Origin of the sequence: Rhizobium sp. BK112, from assembly GCF_014193215.1 — a bacterium.
In the GTDB taxonomy this organism is placed as follows: domain Bacteria; phylum Pseudomonadota; class Alphaproteobacteria; order Rhizobiales; family Rhizobiaceae; genus Rhizobium; species Rhizobium anhuiense.
Map to the genome: position 1 here is coordinate 129739 of NZ_JACHYZ010000011.1, position 19045 is coordinate 148783.

General features: G+C 61.9%; 19 protein-coding genes. 4 read left to right on the forward strand and 15 right to left on the reverse strand.

The window, feature by feature from the left end; genetic code table 11:
* Positions 1-65 precede the first annotated feature (65 nt).
* From FHT75_RS26720 to FHT75_RS26755, 8 genes are all read right to left on the reverse strand, one after another.
* Positions 66-1079: an ABC transporter permease gene (locus FHT75_RS26720; RefSeq protein WP_063474080.1), complete on the reverse strand. Its 1014-nt coding sequence runs from the start codon at positions 1077-1079 to the stop codon at positions 66-68.
* Positions 1076-2566, reverse strand: coding sequence for an ATP-binding cassette domain-containing protein (locus FHT75_RS26725; RefSeq protein ID WP_047616781.1), 1491 nt, complete (start codon positions 2564-2566; stop codon positions 1076-1078). Before FHT75_RS26725 ends, FHT75_RS26720 begins: the two co-directional genes overlap by 4 nt.
* Positions 2567-2576: 10 nt before the next feature.
* Positions 2577-3836: a TRAP transporter large permease subunit gene (locus FHT75_RS26730; protein WP_028756905.1), complete on the reverse strand. Its 1260-nt coding sequence runs from the start codon at positions 3834-3836 to the stop codon at positions 2577-2579.
* Positions 3833-4363 carry a TRAP transporter small permease gene (locus tag FHT75_RS26735; protein WP_028756906.1) on the reverse strand — a complete coding sequence of 177 codons (531 nt, stop codon included), beginning with the start codon at positions 4361-4363 and terminating at the stop codon, positions 3833-3835. The genes FHT75_RS26730 and FHT75_RS26735 overlap by 4 nt, the downstream gene beginning before the upstream one ends.
* A gap of 29 nt (positions 4364-4392) precedes the next feature.
* Positions 4393-5397 carry a TRAP transporter substrate-binding protein gene (locus FHT75_RS26740; RefSeq protein WP_028756907.1) on the reverse strand — a complete coding sequence of 335 codons (1005 nt, stop codon included), beginning with the start codon at positions 5395-5397 and terminating at the stop codon, positions 4393-4395.
* A 65-nt stretch (positions 5398-5462) separates the two neighbouring features.
* The gene (locus FHT75_RS26745) at positions 5463-6500 is read right to left on the reverse strand and encodes a transketolase family protein (protein WP_063474079.1); all 1038 of its coding nucleotides are present in this window, start codon (positions 6498-6500) and stop codon (positions 5463-5465) included.
* Entirely contained in the window at positions 6497-7336 is an 840-nt protein-coding gene (locus tag FHT75_RS26750; protein WP_028756909.1) for a transketolase, read from the reverse strand. Before FHT75_RS26750 ends, FHT75_RS26745 begins: the two co-directional genes overlap by 4 nt.
* A gap of 44 nt (positions 7337-7380) precedes the next feature.
* On the reverse strand, positions 7381-8142 hold the full coding sequence (locus FHT75_RS26755) for an SDR family NAD(P)-dependent oxidoreductase (protein ID WP_028756910.1): 762 nt from the start codon (positions 8140-8142) through the stop codon (positions 7381-7383).
* Positions 8143-8285: 143 nt separating this feature from the next.
* Between FHT75_RS26755 and FHT75_RS26760 the strand changes: the two genes are divergently transcribed.
* A complete protein-coding gene (locus tag FHT75_RS26760) occupies positions 8286-9188 on the forward strand; it encodes a LysR substrate-binding domain-containing protein (RefSeq protein WP_028756911.1) in 903 nt (300 codons plus the stop codon).
* A gap of 57 nt (positions 9189-9245) precedes the next feature.
* Here FHT75_RS26760 and FHT75_RS26765 read toward each other — a convergent pair whose 3' ends face one another.
* From FHT75_RS26765 to FHT75_RS26795, 7 genes are all read right to left on the reverse strand, one after another.
* Positions 9246-10280 (reverse strand): L-idonate 5-dehydrogenase, encoded by a 1035-nt coding sequence (locus FHT75_RS26765; protein ID WP_028756912.1) that lies wholly within the window; start codon positions 10278-10280, stop codon positions 9246-9248.
* 9 nt (positions 10281-10289) lie between these two features.
* On the reverse strand, positions 10290-11696 hold the full coding sequence (locus FHT75_RS26770) for a TRAP transporter large permease (RefSeq protein WP_028756913.1): 1407 nt from the start codon (positions 11694-11696) through the stop codon (positions 10290-10292).
* A 4-nt stretch (positions 11697-11700) separates the two neighbouring features.
* Positions 11701-12273 carry a TRAP transporter small permease gene (locus FHT75_RS26775; RefSeq protein ID WP_028756914.1) on the reverse strand — a complete coding sequence of 191 codons (573 nt, stop codon included), beginning with the start codon at positions 12271-12273 and terminating at the stop codon, positions 11701-11703.
* A gap of 62 nt (positions 12274-12335) precedes the next feature.
* Positions 12336-13310 carry a sialic acid TRAP transporter substrate-binding protein SiaP gene (locus tag FHT75_RS26780; protein WP_028756915.1) on the reverse strand — a complete coding sequence of 325 codons (975 nt, stop codon included), beginning with the start codon at positions 13308-13310 and terminating at the stop codon, positions 12336-12338.
* Positions 13311-13331: 21 nt separating this feature from the next.
* Positions 13332-14090 (reverse strand): FadR/GntR family transcriptional regulator, encoded by a 759-nt coding sequence (locus tag FHT75_RS26785; RefSeq protein WP_063474078.1) that lies wholly within the window; start codon positions 14088-14090, stop codon positions 13332-13334.
* 188 nt (positions 14091-14278) lie between these two features.
* Positions 14279-14599 carry a hypothetical protein gene (locus FHT75_RS26790; RefSeq protein WP_047616774.1) on the reverse strand — a complete coding sequence of 107 codons (321 nt, stop codon included), beginning with the start codon at positions 14597-14599 and terminating at the stop codon, positions 14279-14281.
* 197 nt (positions 14600-14796) lie between these two features.
* Positions 14797-15501: a transcriptional regulator NanR gene (locus FHT75_RS26795; RefSeq protein WP_028756917.1), complete on the reverse strand. Its 705-nt coding sequence runs from the start codon at positions 15499-15501 to the stop codon at positions 14797-14799.
* Between the two features lie 177 nt (positions 15502-15678).
* Here FHT75_RS26795 and oiaX point away from each other — a divergent pair, with 177 nt between their 5' ends.
* From oiaX to FHT75_RS26810, 3 genes are read left to right on the forward strand one after another with little or no spacing between them, the layout of a single operon-like run.
* Positions 15679-16935, forward strand: coding sequence for a 3-oxo-isoapionate-4-phosphate decarboxylase OiaX (gene oiaX, locus FHT75_RS26800; protein ID WP_063474077.1), 1257 nt, complete (start codon positions 15679-15681; stop codon positions 16933-16935).
* 5 nt (positions 16936-16940) lie between these two features.
* The gene (locus FHT75_RS26805; RefSeq protein ID WP_183845278.1) at positions 16941-18278 is read left to right on the forward strand and encodes a four-carbon acid sugar kinase family protein; all 1338 of its coding nucleotides are present in this window, start codon (positions 16941-16943) and stop codon (positions 18276-18278) included.
* Positions 18279-19043, forward strand: a complete 765-nt coding sequence (locus FHT75_RS26810; protein ID WP_183845277.1) for a triose-phosphate isomerase — start codon at positions 18279-18281, stop codon at positions 19041-19043.
* The last annotated feature ends 2 nt before the right edge of the window (positions 19044-19045 follow it).

A 19045-nucleotide genomic window follows, 5' to 3' on the forward strand; every position in this document is an offset into this window, starting at 1 on the left:
TCAGATATTGATTTCATGTCTTTCCCTCCTCCTCATTGAGCCGGTATACAACCGGCTGCTGGTTGTCAGCCCGCACTGCGCCGGGCCTTGCCGAAGCGGTCGATGAGGACCGCGATCAGGATGGCAAGGCCGGTGACGGAGCCCTGCCAGAAACTGTTGATGCCGATGAGATTGACGCCGTTCTGGATCACCGTGATCATCAGTGCGCCGAGGACGGCGCCGACCGCGGTTCCCGTGCCGCCGAGAAGGCTCGCCCCGCCGATCACCACGGCCGCGATCGCCTGAAGCATCAGACTGGCGCCGGCCGTCGATTCCGCGTTCAGGATATAGGAAATCGTCAGCAGTCCCGAAAAGGACGACAGAAGGGACGAAGCGACATAGGCGAAGAACTTTGTGCGTTTGACCGGGATGCCCAGCAGATAGGCGGCCGCAGCGCTGCTGCCCACGGCGTAGAACCAGCGCCCGGCGACGACCTTCTTCAGGAAGATCTCGATGGCGACCAGCAGGACGACACAGAACAGGATGTAGTTCGGCATGCCAGGCACGATGCTGCCGGCATTGAGCAGCCAGTAATCGGGATCCGGGATCGGCATGGAGCGGCCATTGGTGACGATGAAGGCGAGCGACCCCGCGACGGCGAAGGTGATCAGGGTGACCACGAACGGCGCAAGGCCCGCGACCGTGACCAGGAAGCCGTTGATGGAGCCGAAGAGGAGTCCGACGGCGAGACCGGCGAGGCTGGAGGTGATCCCGCCGAAGCCGCTTGCCATGACCTGCGCCGTCACCATGCCGGTCAGCGAAAAGACCGAGCCGACGGACAGATCGATGCCACCGGTTATGACCACCAGGAGGACACCGAGCGACATGATGATCAGCGGCGCACCCGCCTGGGTGATGTTCGAAAAATTCCCCCAGCTCAGCGCCTGGGGAACCTGCGACCCGACGGCAAGACCTAGGATGACCATTGCCACTGCGATCGCGATTTCCGTCCGGTATGCACTGAGGAGACTGTCGCGATTTCTGGTGGCCTGTGGAGACGGCTCCACTGCGCGTGCCTCTTCTGTCGATGTTGGAATCATGTCGCCATTCCTGTCAGTTCTGCGAGCCTGTCCTCGCTCATGTCCTGTCGTTCGATGATGCCGGAAGCGCAACCCTCGGTGTCGAATGCAACGATCCGGTCGCATACTTCGAGGAGCTCGGCATTCTCGGTCGACCACCACACGATGATCGTTCCCGTCGACGCCATCTGCCGGATAAGCTGGTAGATTTCCTTCTTGGTGCGGATATCGACACCTCGCGTCGGCTCTTCGAGCACAAGCAGGCTCGACGGCAAGCCGAGCCACCGTGCCAGAAGCAACTTCTGCTGGGTACCGCCGCTCAGCGTTGCGGGTAGATCCCAGATCGAGGCGGCTTTCACACTGAGAGCCTGCAGCAAGTCCACGCATTCCAGGCGTTCGCGACCTGAGATGAACGTGGCACCCCGGACAACCCGGCGCGACGCCAGCACGTTGTCGATGATCGGAAGGCTGTGAAGAATACCCTTGTGGGTCCGGTCGCCAGTGACAAAACCGGCGCCGGCCGCAGCCGCCCTCCTAGGAGAGGCGAAGCGCTCTGGCCAACCCGCGCGCGACACCGTCCAACGCTTCGCCTGAGCGGCTCCGACCAGGGCCGAGATCAGCGTCGCGGGACCGGCGGGCGCGCCCGCCACTCCAAGGATCGTCCCGGGAGAAAGCGTGATCTCGAGATCGGCCTCCCGGATCGACAGCGGCTCTCCCTTCATTCCGTTCCGGTCCACGGCCGCGCTCGACGCAGAATGCGACGCAGCGACCTGCCCCATCTTCTCGATGATCGCGACATCGGAAAGTTCGGAAAGCGCCAAGCGGTCGACGATGGTGCGGCCATCGCGGATGATCGTGCAGACGTCCGCGATCTGACGGATTTCCTTCATCCGGTGCGACACGAAGACGACGGACAGCCCTGTCTCGCGGGTCAAACGGCGGAGCACGGAAAACAAGCGGCTCGTCTCCGCGGCCGTCAAGTTCGCCGTCGGCTCGTCGAGAAGAATGAGTTCGGCGCCTGACGAAAGCGCTCGGGCAATCTCGACCATCTGGCCTTCGTGAAGGCTGAGGTCTTCCACGAGCCGGTGCAGGGATCTGGCTGCGAACTCCGGATCGATCATCGCCAAAGCTTCGAACGCCTTCTCGATCGACAGCCTTTTTTTCACCGCCGCGAAACCCCTGCGGTAGTGCGGTAAGGTGATGTTTTCAGCGACGCTAAGGTGGGGAAGAAGGGCAAGCTCCTGATGGACGACCGCTACCCTGGCGCGGCCCTCGGCATCGGTGCGCGGCGCCCCACTCGGATCGAAGAAGCTAATGTCGCCGTCCCCTTTCGAGGCCGACCCCGTGATGATGCGGATCATCGTCGACTTGCCGGCACCGTTTCCCCCGAGCAGCGCGTGGATCTCGCCACGCGCCACGGAGAAGTCGACGCCCTTGAGAACCGACGTCGCCCCATACGACTTCGTCAGTCCCTTGACGCTGACAACCGGATTTCGCGTCTCGACCATGATCCCGCCCTCAGTAGATCGTCAGAGCCGGGATGAAGCTGACGGCGAGCAGCAGCAGCATCGCCATCCCGAAATACGGCCACAGCTCGCTGGTCGTCGCCCCAAGCGGCGCCTTGGCGATCGACGACGAGATAAAGAGCGTCGTGCCGATGGGCGGGGTGTAGAGCCCGATGCCGAGATTGATCACCATCATCAGGCCGAGTTGCACCCGGTCGAGACCGATCGCATCGGCAAGGGGCACGAAGATCGGCCCCAGCAGCAGTATGGCAGGCGGCATGTCCAAAGGCATCCCGACGATCAGCATCAGAATGTTCATCATCAGGATGATGACGACGGGACTGGAAATGTGGGTCGCCACCCACTCGGCCATCTGCTGCGGCGCCTGGTCGAAGGTCAGCACCCAGCCGACGGCCGCACTTCCCATGATGACGAGCATGACCACGCCGGTCGCGACCCCGGCTTCCACCATGTTGTCGCAGAAGCGCTTCCAGGTGAGGTCCCGGTAGAACAGCAGGCTGAGCAGCAGCGAGTAGACCACTGAAAGGACCGAGACCTCCGTCGGCGTTGCAAAACCGAAACGCAGGAGGACAACAATCAGAATGGGTAGGACGACCGCCGGGAAGCTCTGAACGGCAAGCTTGGCCAGGTCCCGCTTCCGAACCTTGACGGCCTGCGCTTCGTAACCCCGCCGCACGGAAATGAACCAGCAGACGAAAATGAAGCTGAGCGCCATGATCAACCCGGGCAGGATTCCGGAGATGAACAGGTCGCCGATGCTGACGCCGCTGATCAGGGCATAAAGGATCATCGGGATCGACGGTGGGATGAGGACGTCGATGACCGCGGAGGTTGCGTTGTTGGCCGCGCAAAGGGCCGGCGGAAAGCCTTGGCGCTTCTGCCAGGGAATGAGGACGGATCCGAGAGCGCTCGCATTGGCCACCGCCGAACCGGACACCCCACCGAAGACGACGGAGGAGACGACGGTGGTCGAAAGTGGCCCGCCGCGCCAGCGCTGCATGGCGCGGGACGCCAGTTCGAGAAGCTGGCGGCCGAGCTCGCCGCCGAGCATCAGGGTTCCAGCGAGCATGAAGAACGGCAGCGCAAGCATCGGAAAGGATTGCGTCTGGTCGTAGACCTGTTGCGCCACCACCGACAAAGGGACGTAGCCGTTGAACAGCACTCCAAGGCCGGCCGCGATGATCAGGGCATAGCCGACCGGAACGGCCAGCACCATGAGAACGCAGAAGGAGATGATCATGACAAGGGTCATAGCGGCATCTCCCCGGATCCGATCACCGTCCGGTGCCCCCAGCCGAGGCGCAAGACACGTAGCGTTGCCGAAACGGTCACGATCGACACCAGAAGCGCACCGATAGCGAGCGCGTAATATCCGATACTGTTGGGCAGCTGCAGGACCGGGCTGTGCTCGACGCCTGCGATCTCGGCGACCACGACGGCCTGATAGCCGAGCACGAGGAAGGCTGCCACGCTGATGGCGTTCGCGATCACGAAGGCGGCGATCCGCGAGCGCCCCTCAAGCTGGTCGTACAGCCACTCGACCGCCATGTGTCCACCCGCCTGCGCGGCGATGACGATTCCCGCCAGGATGAAGAGCGGGAAGATCAGCAGCGGCAGTTCCTGGGCGAAAGAGAAGCCGCCGCTCTGCAGCGTGTAGCGGGCAAGCACATTGGCAGTCGTCACCACGGTCAGCGCAATGCCGCTGGCAATGATGATGAAACGGGACAGCGCAACGATGGCGCCGGCCGTCGTGTCGACGGCCTTCAGCACGTTTTCCATAGATGACTCCGCGTCATGGCAAAGGCCGGTCAGGCCTTTGCCTCCGCTTCAACCTTGCTGACGAAATCGCCGAAGGGCTTTTTCTTCCAGCTCTCGGCGACAGCGGCGGTCGCCTTCACGAAGGCTTCCCGATCCACGTCCACGACTTCGATCGCCGTGTTCTTCCTGAAGGCGCCGAGAACTTCGGACGCCTTCTCATTCGACAGCGTCCGCTGCAGCGCTCCCGCCTCCTTCGCCGCCGCCTTGACGGCGTCGAGGTCGGCGCCGAGCCGGGCCTCGGCGATCTTCGACATCAGGAAGGGCGTCGACTCCCACTTATGTGCCGTCAGGCTGATGAACCTGTTGACCTCGTGGAGCTTCGAGCTCTCGATGTTGGCGAGCGGGTTTTCCTGTCCGTCGACCACGCCTTGCTGCAGGGCGATATACAACTCGCCGAACGCGATCTGTTCCGTGCCGGCTCCAAGAGCTTGGAAGATGTCGATCGTCATCGGATCCGCGGGCGTGCGTATCTTCAGGCCGGCGAGATCGTTCGGGGCGGCGACCTTGCGTTTGGAATTCGTCAGGTGGCGAATTCCGTTGTCCCACCAGTCCAACGGTACGACGCCGACGGCTTCGAAACGCTTGTTCAGATCCTCACCGACCGGACCGCCGAGAACTTGGATCGCTTTCTCGGTATCGCCGAAAAGAAACGGCAGACCAAGCGCGGCAAGCTCCGGCACGATTGCCGAGGTGGCGCCCTGGCTGTTTGCGGTAAAATCCAGTGCACCGGTGCGCAGGCTGGTAAGCATCGCCGAGTCGCTGCCGAGCGTCTCAGCACCCGCGACGTTGATCTTCACACGGCCGTCGGTCTTCTGAGCCACGAGCTCGGCGAATTTGGCGGCGGCGACTGTCCGGGGATTGCCTGGAGCAGCGCCGTGACCCAATGTCAGTGCCGTGCCTGCCTGCGCCGGACGCACGGTCGTAAGAAGTGCGGGGGCAGCCAGGGCTGCCGCCGTCGCTACCAGAAATCTGCGTCTGTTGGTCTGCAAGCTCATCTTCTCCTCCATTATGTGCTCCCATCAGAACTCGGCTCTCCTCCTGAAAGAACCGAGTCCCGTCCCTATGTTCCCAGCCAGGACTTGATCGACGACGTCACGCGACTGGTCGCCAGACCGTATTGGTCGTGGAGCGTCGGCAGCGCGCCGGCCTCCAGGAATTGGTCCGGCAATGCGATCTGCCGGAATGCGGCAGGCGCGACGCCGGCACGCAGCAGCGTGCCCGCCACGGCCTCTCCTAGGCCCCCGATGACAGTGTGGTTCTCCGCCACGACGACCAGGCGGCCGCTCTTGCGGCACTCCGTCAGAATGGCTTCCTCGTCCAAAGGCTTGATGGTCGGCACGTGAAGCACCGCCGCGTCGACGCCGTCCTTGCGAAGCTCCTTTGCCGCCTCGAGGGCGCGCATCGTCATCAGCCCCGACGATATGATCAGGGTGTCGCGGCCATCCCGCAGGAGTTTCGCCTTTCCGAGTTCGAACTTGTAATCATATTCGTCCAGCACGAGGGGAACGTTGCCGCGCAGGAGCCGCATATAGACGGGCCCCTTGTAGGCGGAGATCGCCGGCACCGCCTGCTCGATCTCGAGCGCGTCGCAGGGGTCGATGATCGTCAGGTTCGGCATGCCGCGGAACATGGCGATGTCTTCGGTGGCTTGATGGCTTGGCCCGTAGCCCGTGGTCAAGCCAGGCAATGCGCAGACGATCTTGACGTCGAGCATCTCCTCGGCGATCGCCAGGCAGATGAAGTCATATGCGCGCCGGGAAGCGAAGACCGCATAGGTCGTGACCCATGGCTGAAAGCCTTCACGCGCCATGCCCGCGGCCGACATCATCAGCAGCTGTTCGGCCATTCCCATCTGGTAGAAGCGGTCGGGATGCGCCGCTCGGAAGACATGAAGATCGGTGTATTTTGCGAGGTCCGCCGACATGCCGACGATCCGCTCATCCTTTTCCGCGAGCGCCGCCAGCGTCTTTCCAAATGGAGCCGGCTTCGTCGGCTGGTCGGCGCTCGCGATCGAGGCGATCATCGCCGAGGTCGTCAGCCGCGGCCGGTCGCTTGCCTGCGAAAGATGAGTCGGGCGTATGTATTTCGAGCGCCTCATGCTTCAACTCCCGCATCGATGATCCTGATTGCCTCGGCCCACTCGTCTGCCTCTACCCGGAGGAAGTGATTGCGCTCGCGAGCCTCGAGGAACGGGACACCTTTCGCCATTTTCGTGTCGCATATGATGATGCGCGGCTCCGGCCCGGCGTGAGTGCGCGCGGCGTCGAATGCCTTGACCAGCGCGCTGATATCGTTGCCGTCGATCCGTTGGACGAACCAACCGAAGGCTTCGAACTTCGGAGCGAGCGGCTCGAAATTCAGGACGCCGAGCGAAGGGCCGTCCGCCTGCATCTGGTTGACGTCGACGATCCCGATAAGGTTGTCGAGCTTGTAAGAGCCGGCCGACATCGCCGCCTCCCAGGTCGAGCCTTCGTCGAGCTCGCCGTCGGAAAAGAGGTTGTATACGAAGGATTGCGACTTCTTGCGTTTGAGGGCGAGGCACATGCCGACGGCGATGCCGAGCCCGTGCCCAAGAGAGCCGCCGGTGATTTCCATGCCCGGCGTGTAGGCGGCCATTCCAGACATCGGCAGCCTGCTTTCGTCGGTGCCGTATGTCTCCAATTCGTCCTCGGGGATAATCTTCGCCTCGATAAGGGCGGCATAGAGCGCGATCGCGTAATGTCCGATCGAAAGCAGGAACCTGTCGCGGCCCTCCCATTCCGGGTCCTCCGACCGGTAGTTTGTGGCGTGGAAGTAGGCAACGGCGAGCACATCAGCCACGCCGAGGGCTTGGGCGATGTAACCCTGGCCTTGGACTTCGCCCATCCGCAGGGCGTTGCGGCGAATTCGTCGCGCGCGCTCGGTAAGGCTGATGTTATGACCAATCTGGCTCATTCTTGAAAAACGCCTTTCAAAGACACCGGAATTCCATTCGCGGATCAGTGGATCAGCATGCCGCCATTGACGTCGATCACGGCGCCGGTGACATAGGCGGACAGGTCGGATGCCAGGAACAGATAGATGTTGGCGACGTCGCTCGCTTCACCGAGCCGGCTCAAAGGAATGCCCTTGATGATATCAACCCGCATCTGGTCAGTAAGCTTTCCGCCGGTGATATCGGTCTGGATCAGTCCCGGTGTGACAGAGTTCACGCGGATGCCCGCAGGGCCGAATTCGCGAGCCATTGCCTTCGCGAGCCCGAGAACACCGGCCTTGGCCGCCGAATAATGTGGCCCACCAAAAATCCCGCCGCCGCGTTGGGCCGAAACGGAAGACATGCATGCAATCGAGCCGCCGCCTTGGTCGCGCATCTGCGGAATGAAGGCCTGGCTGAGAAAGAGTACGCCGGTCATGTTCACCGCGACGATGCGATGCCAATCCGCTTCGGAAATTTCCAGCGTCGCGACAGGCTGCGTTATACCGGCATTGTTGATCAGAGCATCGACGCGTCCGAACGTTGCAACCACCGCGTCGGCGGAAGCCTGGCAGGACGCCTTGTCGGCCACATCGCAACGCAGACCGATGTGGTCACCGCCGGCAACGGTCGGCAGGGTGGCGGCAGCTTCCTTGGCTGCGCCAGCGTCGATGTCGAGGATTGCCACTCTGGCCCCGTGTTCGGCGAAAAGCTGCGCGGTTGCACGGCCGATACCGCGCCTGCTTGCCGCGCCCGAAATGACCGCGGTCTTTCCTTCCAAAAGCATATGATCTCCTCCTGACGCTCTCCCGGCGTCCGGTTCTCTTCCCCGCAGCGATCGTCACTGCGACGGCCATAGTTCTGGCCGAACGGAGAGGAGTCATCAAACGCCAAGTTTACATCAGTAGGTGAATCTGTTTCACTAATCGCATGCTCAATACGATCTCGCTTTCCGCCATGCGAATATTCGAAGCAGCCGCCAGGCTCGGTTCGTTTCGCCGTGCGGCAGAGGAGCTGAACCTGTCTCCGAGCGCTGTCAGCCATGCTATCGTGCGGTTGGAAAGCGATCTGGGGGCGAGTCTTTTCGAACGCAACACAAGAAGCATTGCACTGACGCTTGCAGGTCAGACGCTGCTGCTGCACGCGTCGAACGCCTTCGAAGAGCTGCGGCGCGGTGTTGAACTCATTTCATCCAAAAAGGCTCAACTCCTGCGACTGCACTGTGCGCCGAGCTTCGCCGCACAAGTCCTTTCGCCGCGTCTGCCGGGCTTTCTCAAGGAGAATCCCGGCATCGAAGTAAGGGTGGCCGCCAGTACGAACTATGCCCGTTTCGTCGACAATCTGTTCGACGCGGACATCGTCTATGGCGAGCCGCAAAACCGCGACGATCTCATCGTGATCCCGTTGGGTGAGGAGCTTGTCTTTCCAATGTGCTCACCGGAGGTAGCGCAGCGCCTCAAGTCTCCGCGCGACCTGCTGCGCCATCCCCTGATCAGAAGCGACCTGAAAAGGATACAGTGGATCGACTGGTTCGAAGCCAATCAGATCGGCTCTCCGCCACCGCCCGCGATGAGTTTCGACAGAAGCTTTCTTGCCCTGGACGCTGCCGTGAACAGCCTGGGCGTGGCGCTCGAATCCAACATCCTCGCCGCTCGCGAGCTCGAAAGTGGAAAGCTCGTGCGGCCCTTTTCGGCAGGGTCCCGCGACAACAGGTACATAGGACATTACCTTGCCTATCCGAAGACCGGCACGCAGCGGCGACTGGCCCGAATTTTCGCAGATTGGCTCATACAGAACATGCACCGTTCGACCGCTGCCGCAACAACCTTGTGAGGTTCGGCGGCTCGGCTTCGATCGAGATCGTCGTCCGCGACGGACGCCGTGCCGCGCTTAAAAGGTGAGCTGCACCTTGCAGGCGGACGCGCGGTCGCCGGCGAGGATGAAGGCTGCGGTGGCTTGTTCGAGCGGCAGGCTGTGGCTGATGATCGGCCGGACATCGATCTTGCGGCTGGAGATCAGATCGACGGCGGTTGCAAATTCCTCGTGGAAACGCTGGGTTCCGTGGAGTTGAAGCTCCTTGCCGACGATGGCGTTGAGAGGGATCGGGACGTCTCCCGAGACGCCGACCTGCACGATCGTTCCGCGCGGCCTGATGGTGGCAATCGCGCTGCGGATTGCCGGGGCGGCGGCCGAGCATTCGAAGACGAGATCGAAATAGCCCTTTCCCGCCTCGAATCCGGCAAGCGCCTGGGCATCCTTGGCAACATTGTACGTGCGGCTGGCGCCCATCGCCTTGGCCCTGGTGAGCGCCGCATCCGCGAGATCGGTGACCACAACCTCGCTCGCACCATGATAACAGGCGACGGCAACCATCAGGGCGCCGATCGGGCCGGCTCCGGTGATCAGGACACGTTTGCCGGCGATATCTCCTGCACGCGATGCGGCGTGCAGGCAGACGGAGAGCGGCTCGCTACAGGCCGCCTCTGCGGCAGTTGTCGCAACTCCGACCGCAAAGCACTGCCTGGCCGGCACCACCAGCCATTCCCGGAACATGCCCTGCTCATGCGGCAGGCGCATTGCGCTGCCCATGAAGCGCATTTCCAGGCAGTGGATCGGCATTGCCTTGTGGCAATATTCGCAATGTCCGCAAGGTTGGCTGGGATTGACCGCCACCAGCGTACCGGCTTTCAGATCGACGCCTTCGGCTGCTTGGCTCACTGTTCCCGCTGCCTCGTGGCCCGGGATGATCGGCTCGCGAACCCTGACCGGCCCGAAGCCGCCGTCCTGATAGTAGTGCAGGTCGGAACCGCAGATGCCTGCGGCCGCCATTTTGAGGAGCACCTCGCCGGGACCGAGAGCTGCAACCGCGGCGGTCTCGATTCTGAGATCGCCCTTTTGGTAGAGCCGAGCCACACGTGTCCGCATCTTCCGCTCCTATCTCAGCAGTCCAAGCTGCTGCGGCAGCCACAGCGATATGGCCGGGACGAAGGTGATCAGGATCAGCGCCAGGAAGAGCGGCACCAGCCAGGGCAAGATCGCCATGGTCGTGCGTTCGACGGATAGTTTCGCGACCCTCGACAGCACGAAAAGCACCATGCCGAGCGGCGGATGCAGCAGACCGATCATCAGGTTCAACGTCATGATGAGACCGAACTGGACGGGATCGATCCCGAATTTCAGGACGATCGGCAGAAGGATCGGCACGAGGATGGTGATGGCCGCGATCGTGTCCAGGAAGCAGCCGACGAAGAGCATCAAGAGGTTCACCAGGATCAGGAAAACCCATTTGTTGTCGGTGATCGACAGGATCGCATCGGACAGCAGCTGGGCCGCCTGGCTCACCGTCAGCAGCCACGCAAAGACCGATGCCGCAGTGACGATGAAGAGAACGGAAGCCGTCGTCTCGATCGTATCGAAGCTTGCCTTGGCGAGCGTCGAGGGTGTCATCGTACGGTAGCGCACCAGACCGAGGAACAAAGACCAAAGGACGGCTGCGACGGCGGCCTCCGTCGGCGTGAACCAGCCCATCGTCATGCCGCCGATCAGGATGACGGGCGTCATCAGCGCCATGACGGCGGAAAAGCGGAAATACCAGTCGAGGGCGAGAAGCAGAGCAAGGGCAATGCCCGCCGCAACATTCATCGATACGCCCGCCCGCATCAGCAGATAGATGGCCAACGGCACCGCCAGGACGACGACGATTTCCATCCCCGCCGACAGCAGCTGCTTCACATCGAACGGCGCGTCGGAGCCCCACCGCTTCCAATAGGCAAAAGCGGCGACAGTGATCATCATCAGCAGCGTCATGACGATGCCGGGCAGGATGCCCGCCATGAAAAGAGCGCCGATCGAGACGTTCGCCATCATGCCGTAGATCACGAAAGGCAGCGACGGCGGGAAGATCGGGCCGAGCGTCGCCGAAGCCGCCGTCACGCCAACTGCGGCCTCGACCGGATAGCCATGATCCTTCATCGCCTTGATCTCGATCGTGCCGATCCCCGCCGCATCGGCGAGCGCAGTGCCGGACATGCCGGAGAAGATCACGGAACCGATGATGTTGACCTGCGCGAGACCACCTTTCATCCAGCCGACGAGAGCGACGGCGAAGGAATAGATGCGGCCGGTGACGCCCGCCGAGTTCATCAGGTTGCCCGCAAGGATGAAGAACGGGACAGCGAGCAGCGGGAAGCTTTCAACACCGGCGATCATGCGCTGGGCGACGATGATGTCGGGTGCGATGCCGTAGAGGACGATGTAAAGCACCGATGCGACGGCCATCGAGATGGCAACGGGCACCCCGACCAGCATCAGCACCAGAAACGAGCCAAGAAGCAGTAGCATCGGATCAATCCTCGATGGTCTGGAATTCTTCGGGGCGCTCCAGAACGGAGTAGCCGCGGCGGATGTTGGCGATGAAGACGATGACCGCGCGGATCAACATCAGCACGAAGGCGATGAGAACGCTGTAGAAGACGATGTTGCGCGGCAGGTCGATGGTGACCATCTGCTCGTCGGCGACGATATCGACGTAGCGCCACATCAGGTGGCAGCCATAGGCGAAAAAGCCGATGCGGACGATATCGACGAAGGTGGCAAGCACGCGCGCCAGGCCCGCAGGCATATAGTGATAGAACACATCGACCTGGATATGCCGCGAGGTGCGCACGCACATGACGGAACCCAGAAAGACGACGCCGATCAGGCAGTTGATGGCGATTTCCTCGGTCCATGCGTAGCTGTCGTTCAGCACATAACGCGTGAAGAACTGAAGGAAGACGCAACCCGCCATCAGCCAGAAGACGATCAGCGTGATCCAGTCTTCAATGGCATAGTCCGAGATGTTTGCAGTCGGCGCGTGCCCTTCGAACTCGTGACCGATTTCTTCGGCCGTGATTTGCGTATGGATTTCTTGCGACATGATCGGCCTTGTTCCAGTCGGAATGAAGGAACGCGGCGCCTTACGGCGCCGCGCCGCGAGTCTTACTGGATCGCGCGGATTGCTTCCCAATCGGCCTTCTCGTAACCGAAATCTTCGAACTTGACCTTTTCCATCACGGTTTTTTCGAAATCGGTCTTGTCGACCTCAGCGACATTCAGGCCCTTTTCCTTGAAGGTCGCGATAAGGCTGTTTTCCTTGCCGGCGATCGTCTTGCTCGTGCGCTCGGCGGCCTCCTGCATGACCTCGCCGAAGATCTTCTTGTCCTCGTCGGAAAGGCTCGCCCACCGCGTCTTCGAGACCACGGTGTTGAGGTGATCGACGATGTGGCCGGTGAGGATGATGTTCTTCTGGACTTCGTAGAACTTCTTCGCCTCGATCGTCGTCAGCGGGTTTTCCTGCGCCTCGACCGTGCCGTTCTGCAGAGCGAGATAGACTTCGGCAAAGGCGATCGGCGTGGTGTTGGCGCCGCAGGCGCGCGGCATGGCGAGATAGGCCGGAACATCAGGCACGCGGATCTTCAAGCCCGCCATATCGGCGCATTTGGCAATCGGCTTGTTTGAAGTCGTATGGCGCGTGCCGTAATAGCTGACGGCGGCGATGTGGTTGCCGGTCTTGTCTTCATAGCCTTTGGCAAGACGCTTGAAGACATCGCTCTTGGTATAGGCGATCAGGTGATCGGGACCGCGGAAGATATAGGGGAAGTAGGTTACGCCGATCGGCTTGTAGTCGCGTGCCGCAAAGCTCGATCCCGAGATGATGATGTCGACCGTCCCGAGCTTGAGGCCCTGGTTGATGTCGGCTTCCTTGCCGAGCTGCGAGGCCGGGTAGACCTCGATCTTATAACGCCCGTCGGTTCGCTTGTTGATCTCTTCCGCAGCCCACACGGAATCGGTGTGGAAGGGCTCGGACGTTTCATAGACATGCGCCCATTTCAGCACTGTCTGGGCATGCGCAATCGCGCTGCTCGCCATGATCGCCGCTGCGGTGCAAAGTATCGTTGCCAGTCTCTTCTTCATCGCTCTCTCCTCCGAGCTCGGTTAAATCTTGGTCGTTCCTTTCGCGGGGCCTTTGCTGCGGCCGCGCTCCTCCTCTCCCGAAAGCTCCTCCCCGAAACTCTCGGAAAACCTCTTCTGCGACATGGTGAGATGGGCGCGCATGGCCGCCTTGGCGCCCGCCGCATCGCCGGCGGCGATGGCGTCGCGAATGGCCCGATGCTCGTCCACGGCGCTGCGCCACGTTCCCGGCCCCTCGAAATGGCTCGCGAGCCTCGCGAAGTAAGGGGTCATGCGCATGTCGAACATTTCGCCCGTCACGCGGATCAATGTCGCATTGCCGACGATGGCGGCAATGCCGGTGTGGAAGGCGCGATCGGCAGAAAGCACCGCGCTCGCATCATTGACCACGCCGCTCATCCGCAGCAGCGTTTCATCGAGCAGAGCGATATCCGCCGGCTTGGCGCGGCCTGCGGCTTCTTCGGCAATGGCGCATTCGATGAGGGCGCGCGCCTGCAGCAGCTCGAAAGGCCCTTCCACCGGTTCCCGCTCGGCGCCAGTGACGGTCGCGGCATGCTGGCGCACGACATAGATGCCGGATCCCATACGAATATTGACGAAGCCTTCGACCTCCAGGACGATCAGCGCTTCGCGGACGGTCGGACGTGAGACCGACAATTGCTCCGCCAGGTCGCGCTCCGCCGGCAGCCGCTGACCGACGGCGAGCTCGCCGCTCGCGATCATCAAGCGAATCTGATCCGCGACCTGCCGATAAAGACGGCGGGATTCAACAGGCGAAAACATCGTGGCCTCCTCCGGCGGCTTCTCCTCAAGCGCGCAGCTGGTCAATTGGCCTGACCAATTCGGCATAGATATCACCACTGGAGTTGTGCGTCAATCCGCCGCATAAACTCAAAAGGAGAGTTCACGGCATAGGCCGAGCAGGCATACAAAAAACCCCGCCGAAGCGGGGTTCTTTGCGAAAGGAATAATCAGTTGTTATGCGCGGCGCAGGCCTCATCCATCGGCGTGGCGTTGCTCGTACCGCCCTGCGTCTGAAGATTGTCGGAGTTGTTGACCGGATTGGGGCACTTGGGCCTGTTGGTTTTCATAGTGCCGGTGGTCGTGGAGCCGGTCGTGGTGGTATCGGTCACCATCGGCTTTTTGGCCTTCATATCGCCGCTTGCACCGCCACCTTGATCGGCCTGGTTTTTATCGATCGTGGCGCCGGCTGGTGCCGGATTGGACTGTGCGAAAGCAGACGTGGCCATGCCGATGGCGACAAGCGAAGCTGCTATGAGTTTCATACGCATCCTGATGTCCTCCTTGGGATCTTTGCGTGATCAGGCAGAACCTCGCCCACAGCTCATTGTTCCGCATTTCCTGCTTACAAACATCCCATAAGCTCTGGAGCCCGGTCGCGACCAAGGATCAAGGGCGAGGGTGAGACAGAGTCAGGAAGTGAGTGATGGCCAGGCGTGCCGGCCAGCGGCGACCGCGTTCGTGAAGGTTACTTCGCGTAAAGCGCACGCGAGCGCTCGAGATGCTTGAGGAGGGTCGTTTCCGAGCCATCCACGTCGTTTGCTTCAAGGCGGTCGACAATCTCGTCGTGTTCGACCAGCGTGAATTTTTCCTTGCCGGTCCAGATCAGCATCTCGGTATGATATTCCTTCAGCCAGGCAAGCATCGCTTCGCTGACGGCGACGTAGATCGGATTGCCTGAGATCTGGGCGATGCGGGTGTGGAATTCCATGTCCGCGTCAATGAACTCTTCCGCCCGCCCAAGCGACATGCGCTGACGTTCGATGATGTTCCTGAGATCAGCGATATCGCTGGCAGAGGCGCGCTGCGCGGCCTCGCGCGCCATGCCTCGTTCGAAGAAGATGCGGGCACTTTTGAGATGCTCCAGCGAATCCGCCGATTGCGACAGCATGATCTTGGCGGTGAGATCAACCTGGCGGAATATCGATTTCGCCGTCAGCCTGAGAACCTTCGCCCGCTCGCCGTGCGAAATGCTGACAAGACCCTTGCTGGCAAGCGACTGCATGGCCTCCCTGATCGCCGGCCGGCCGACGCCGAAGCGTTCCATCAACACGCGTTCAGATGGCATTTCGTCGCCAGGCTGAAGCTCGCCCGAGGTGATCATTCGCTCAAGTCGATCAAACACTTCGTCAGAGAGTTTGCGGCGGACGATTTGTTCGAGGGGCTGGGTCATCACATCTCGCTGGCTCAAAATGTTTCCTCCTAGCAGTTTCCATGTCGAGAACAAAGCTGTCGACGAAAATTTGCGCATCCGAAAATTCTGCTTTTCATTAGTTGGAATACTCATTATACCAGATCACAAGTTGACGCCATGACAATCTGCGTGGCGAGAGGAGCAACCGTCCGTTTCATGATGATTACCCTGACCTACCGCATCGAGACGCCCGGAAGCGTCGAGGCGATGGCGGACAAGATCGCGAGCGACCAGTCGACCGGAACCTTCGTGCCCGTTCCCGGTGAAACCGAAGAGCTGAAGTCGCGGGTCGCCGCCCGCGTCCTGGCGATCCGCCCGCTCGAAGATGCACGTCATCCGACTTGGCCCGAGGTCGCCCCCGGCACGCTGCTCCATCGCGCCGATATCGACATCGCCTTTCCCCTCGAGGCGATCGGGACCGACCTCTCGGCTTTGATGACCATTGCAATCGGCGGCGTCTACTCCATCAAGGGCATGACCGGCATCCGCATCGTCGACATGAAGCTGCCAGACGCCTTCAGAAGCGCGCATCCAGGACCGCAGTTCGGCATCCCGGGAAGTCGCCGCCTCACCGGCGTCGAAGGTCGCCCCATCATCGGAACGATCGTCAAGCCGGCGCTCGGGCTGAGACCCCAGGAGACGGCCGCGCTCGTCGGCGAACTGATCGCATCGGGTGTCGACTTCATCAAAGACGACGAGAAGCTGACGAGCCCGGCCTATTCGCCGCTCAAGGATCGCGTCGCGGCGATCATGCCGCGCATTCTCGATCACGAACAAAAGAGCGGCAAGAAGGTGATGTATGCCTTCGGCATCTCGCATGCCGACCCCGACGAGATGATGCGCAATCACGACATCGTCGCTGCGGCCGGCGGCAACTGCGCCGTCGTCAACATCAACTCGATCGGCTTCGGCGGCATGAGCTTTCTGCGCAAGCGCTCCAATCTGGTGCTGCATGCGCATCGAAACGGCTGGGACGTGCTGACCCGCGATCCGGGCGCCGGCATGGATTTCAAGGTCTACCAGCAATTCTGGCGGCTGTTGGGGGTCGATCAGTTCCAGATCAACGGCATCAGGGTCAAATATTGGGAGCCGGACGACAGCTTCGTCTCGTCCTTCAAGGCCGTCAGCGCGCCGCTGTTTGATGCCGCCGATTGCCCGCTTCCGGTTGCCGGCTCCGGCCAGTGGGGCGGACAGGCACCGGAGACCTACCAGCGGACCGGCCGCACCGTCGATCTTCTCTATCTCTGCGGCGGCGGCATCGTCAGTCACCCCCATGGTCCGGCGTCCGGCGTTCGGGCCGTGCAGCAGGCGTGGCAGGCAGCCGTCGCCGGCATACCGCTGGAGATCTATGCGAGGGAACATCCGGAGCTTGCCGCCTCGATTGCAAAATTCAGCGACGGCAAGGGCGCGTGATTGCGATGGATGGACTTTTCGTCAGCTATTACGGCGATGACTTTACCGGTTCCACCGATGTCATGGAGGCCCTGGCATCGAACGGTGTCTCGACCGCGCTCTTCCTCGACGTTCCCACGCCGCAACTGCTCGCGCGTTTTAGCGATTGCCGCGCCATCGGCCTTGCCGGGACGAGCCGCAGCGAGACGCCGGAATGGATGCAGGAGCACCTTGCACATGCCTTCGAATGGCTGAATTCGCTTGGTGCCGCGATCTGTCACTACAAGGTCTGCTCGACCTTCGATTCCAGCCCTGGGATCGGCAGCATCGGCAAGGCGATCGAAATCGGCCGCGCGGTGTTCGGCCACTCCGTCGTTCCCGTCATCGTCGGCGCGCCGCAACTGAAACGCTACACAGCCTTCGGCAATCTCTTTGCCGCCTATCAGGGCCGGATCTTCCGCATCGACCGCCACCCCGTCATGAGCCGCCACCCGGTAACGCCGATGGACGAGGCGGATCTTGCGGTGCATCTCTCAAAGCAGACCCGTCTACCCGTCCTGGTCGCCGATCTCGTGGCGATCACCGCGGCGGACGCCGATCAACGGATCGACGAGCTGGCGTCGAGTTCCGAAGGCATCCTGCTCATCGATGTCGACTCCGAAGCGACACAGCAGGCCGCAGGTCAGCAGCTGCTCCGTGTCACCGGCCGTTCGGCAAGCTTTGTCGCCGGCTCGTCGGGGATCGAATATGCCCTGCTCAGCGCATGGCGGCGGAGCGGTTTCATCGACGACAGCAGGACCGAATTTCCCGATATCGGCCCCGTCGACCGCCTCGCCGTCGTGTCGGGCAGCGTCTCGCCGACCACCGAGCGCCAGATCCGCACCGCTGTCGAGAACGGCTTCGAGAGCATGGCGCTCGATCCGCTCGCCCTGGTCGGAGAGCATGGCCAAGGCGCGGTGGATGCAGCGGTCAAGGCAGGTGTCCAGAAGCTCCAGCAAGGCAAGAGCATCATCCTCCACACCGCACTTGGGCCGTCCGCGGACCGTGGCGCCGACATCGACAGGTTTCCGGGCGCGCGTCACCGGCTTGGGAGTGCACTCGGCACGATCTTGCGCCGCTTGATCGAAAGCGAAGAGCTGTCACGTGCCGTCGTTGCCGGCGGCGACACGTCCAGTCACGCCCTCAAGCAGTTGAAGGTCGACGCGCTGACGACGCTTCTGCCGCTGCCGCAAACTCCGGGTTCGCCGCTTTGCCTCGCCCATGGCGACTATCCGCCGACCAACGGCCTGCAGATCGCCCTCAAAGGCGGCCAGGTCGGCACCGACGGCTATTTCGCCCAGATCCGTGACGGGAGGAAGAGCTGAATGGTCCTTTGGGTCGGCACCAGCTTCAAGATGAACAAGACCTTGGAAGAAGCGCTCGCCTTCGCGCGCCGCCTCGCCCATGCAGACCGTGAACGCGACGTCCACGTGCAGCGCTTCGTCATTCCCTCCTTTACCTCAGTGCGCGAGGTCAAGCGCGCGCTTGCCGATACGTCGGTGAAGGTCGGCGCCCAGAACATGCACTGGGAGGACGCTGGCGCCTGGACTGGCGAGATTTCGCCTCTCATGCTGAAGGACTGTGAGCTCGACATGGTCGAGCTCGGCCATTCCGAACGGCGCGAGCATTTCGGGGAGACCGATGAAACCGTCGGCCTCAAGGTTTCGGCCGCCATCCGCCACGGCGTCACCCCGCTGATCTGCATCGGCGAGACATTGCAGGAGCGCCGGGAAGGTCAGGCCGACGCCGTGCTGCGGCGCCAGGTCGAGGCAGCCTTGAGGGGCATCGATACCGGCGCCGAACAGGCTACGGTCCTGCTCGCCTACGAACCCGTCTGGGCGATCGGCGTCAACGGTATTCCGGCAAACGCCGACTACGCCTCGGAGCGGCATGGAAGGATCGCCGAAGTGGCCAAAGCCATTCTTGGCCGTTCCGTGCCGGTGCTCTACGGCGGCAGCGTCAATCCGCAAAATTGCGAGGAACTGATCACCGAGCCGCATATCGACGGCCTGTTCATCGGCCGCTCCGCCTGGTTCGTCGACGGTTACCTCGACATTCTTCGCCGCGTCAGCGCGGCGATCAAAGGGTGATT

Bases quoted from the DNA above. Each gene is read 5' to 3' on its own strand.
- FHT75_RS26805 (WP_183845278.1), top strand. From the start codon at position 16,941: ATGGATGGACTTTTCGTCAGCTATTACGGCGATGACTTTACCGGTTCC.
- FHT75_RS26780 (WP_028756915.1), bottom strand. From the start codon at position 13,310: ATGAAGAAGAGACTGGCAACGATACTTTGCACCGCAGCGGCGATCATG.
- FHT75_RS26775 (WP_028756914.1), bottom strand. From the start codon at position 12,273: ATGTCGCAAGAAATCCATACGCAAATCACGGCCGAAGAAATCGGTCAC.
- FHT75_RS26735 (WP_028756906.1), bottom strand. From the start codon at position 4,363: ATGGAAAACGTGCTGAAGGCCGTCGACACGACGGCCGGCGCCATCGTT.
- FHT75_RS26765 (WP_028756912.1), bottom strand. From the start codon at position 10,280: ATGCGGACACGTGTGGCTCGGCTCTACCAAAAGGGCGATCTCAGAATC.
- FHT75_RS26740 (WP_028756907.1), bottom strand. From the start codon at position 5,397: ATGAGCTTGCAGACCAACAGACGCAGATTTCTGGTAGCGACGGCGGCA.
- FHT75_RS26755 (WP_028756910.1), bottom strand. From the start codon at position 8,142: ATGCTTTTGGAAGGAAAGACCGCGGTCATTTCGGGCGCGGCAAGCAGG.
- FHT75_RS26770 (WP_028756913.1), bottom strand. From the start codon at position 11,696: ATGCTACTGCTTCTTGGCTCGTTTCTGGTGCTGATGCTGGTCGGGGTG.
- oiaX (WP_063474077.1), top strand. From the start codon at position 15,679: ATGATGATTACCCTGACCTACCGCATCGAGACGCCCGGAAGCGTCGAG.
- FHT75_RS26745 (WP_063474079.1), bottom strand. From the start codon at position 6,500: ATGAGGCGCTCGAAATACATACGCCCGACTCATCTTTCGCAGGCAAGC.
- FHT75_RS26750 (WP_028756909.1), bottom strand. From the start codon at position 7,336: ATGAGCCAGATTGGTCATAACATCAGCCTTACCGAGCGCGCGCGACGA.
- FHT75_RS26810 (WP_183845277.1), top strand. From the start codon at position 18,279: ATGGTCCTTTGGGTCGGCACCAGCTTCAAGATGAACAAGACCTTGGAA.
- FHT75_RS26785 (WP_063474078.1), bottom strand. From the start codon at position 14,090: ATGTTTTCGCCTGTTGAATCCCGCCGTCTTTATCGGCAGGTCGCGGAT.
- FHT75_RS26760 (WP_028756911.1), top strand. From the start codon at position 8,286: ATGCTCAATACGATCTCGCTTTCCGCCATGCGAATATTCGAAGCAGCC.
- FHT75_RS26725 (WP_047616781.1), bottom strand. From the start codon at position 2,566: ATGGTCGAGACGCGAAATCCGGTTGTCAGCGTCAAGGGACTGACGAAG.
- FHT75_RS26730 (WP_028756905.1), bottom strand. From the start codon at position 3,836: ATGACCCTTGTCATGATCATCTCCTTCTGCGTTCTCATGGTGCTGGCC.
- FHT75_RS26795 (WP_028756917.1), bottom strand. From the start codon at position 15,501: ATGACCCAGCCCCTCGAACAAATCGTCCGCCGCAAACTCTCTGACGAA.
- FHT75_RS26790 (WP_047616774.1), bottom strand. From the start codon at position 14,599: ATGCGTATGAAACTCATAGCAGCTTCGCTTGTCGCCATCGGCATGGCC.
- FHT75_RS26720 (WP_063474080.1), bottom strand. From the start codon at position 1,079: ATGATTCCAACATCGACAGAAGAGGCACGCGCAGTGGAGCCGTCTCCA.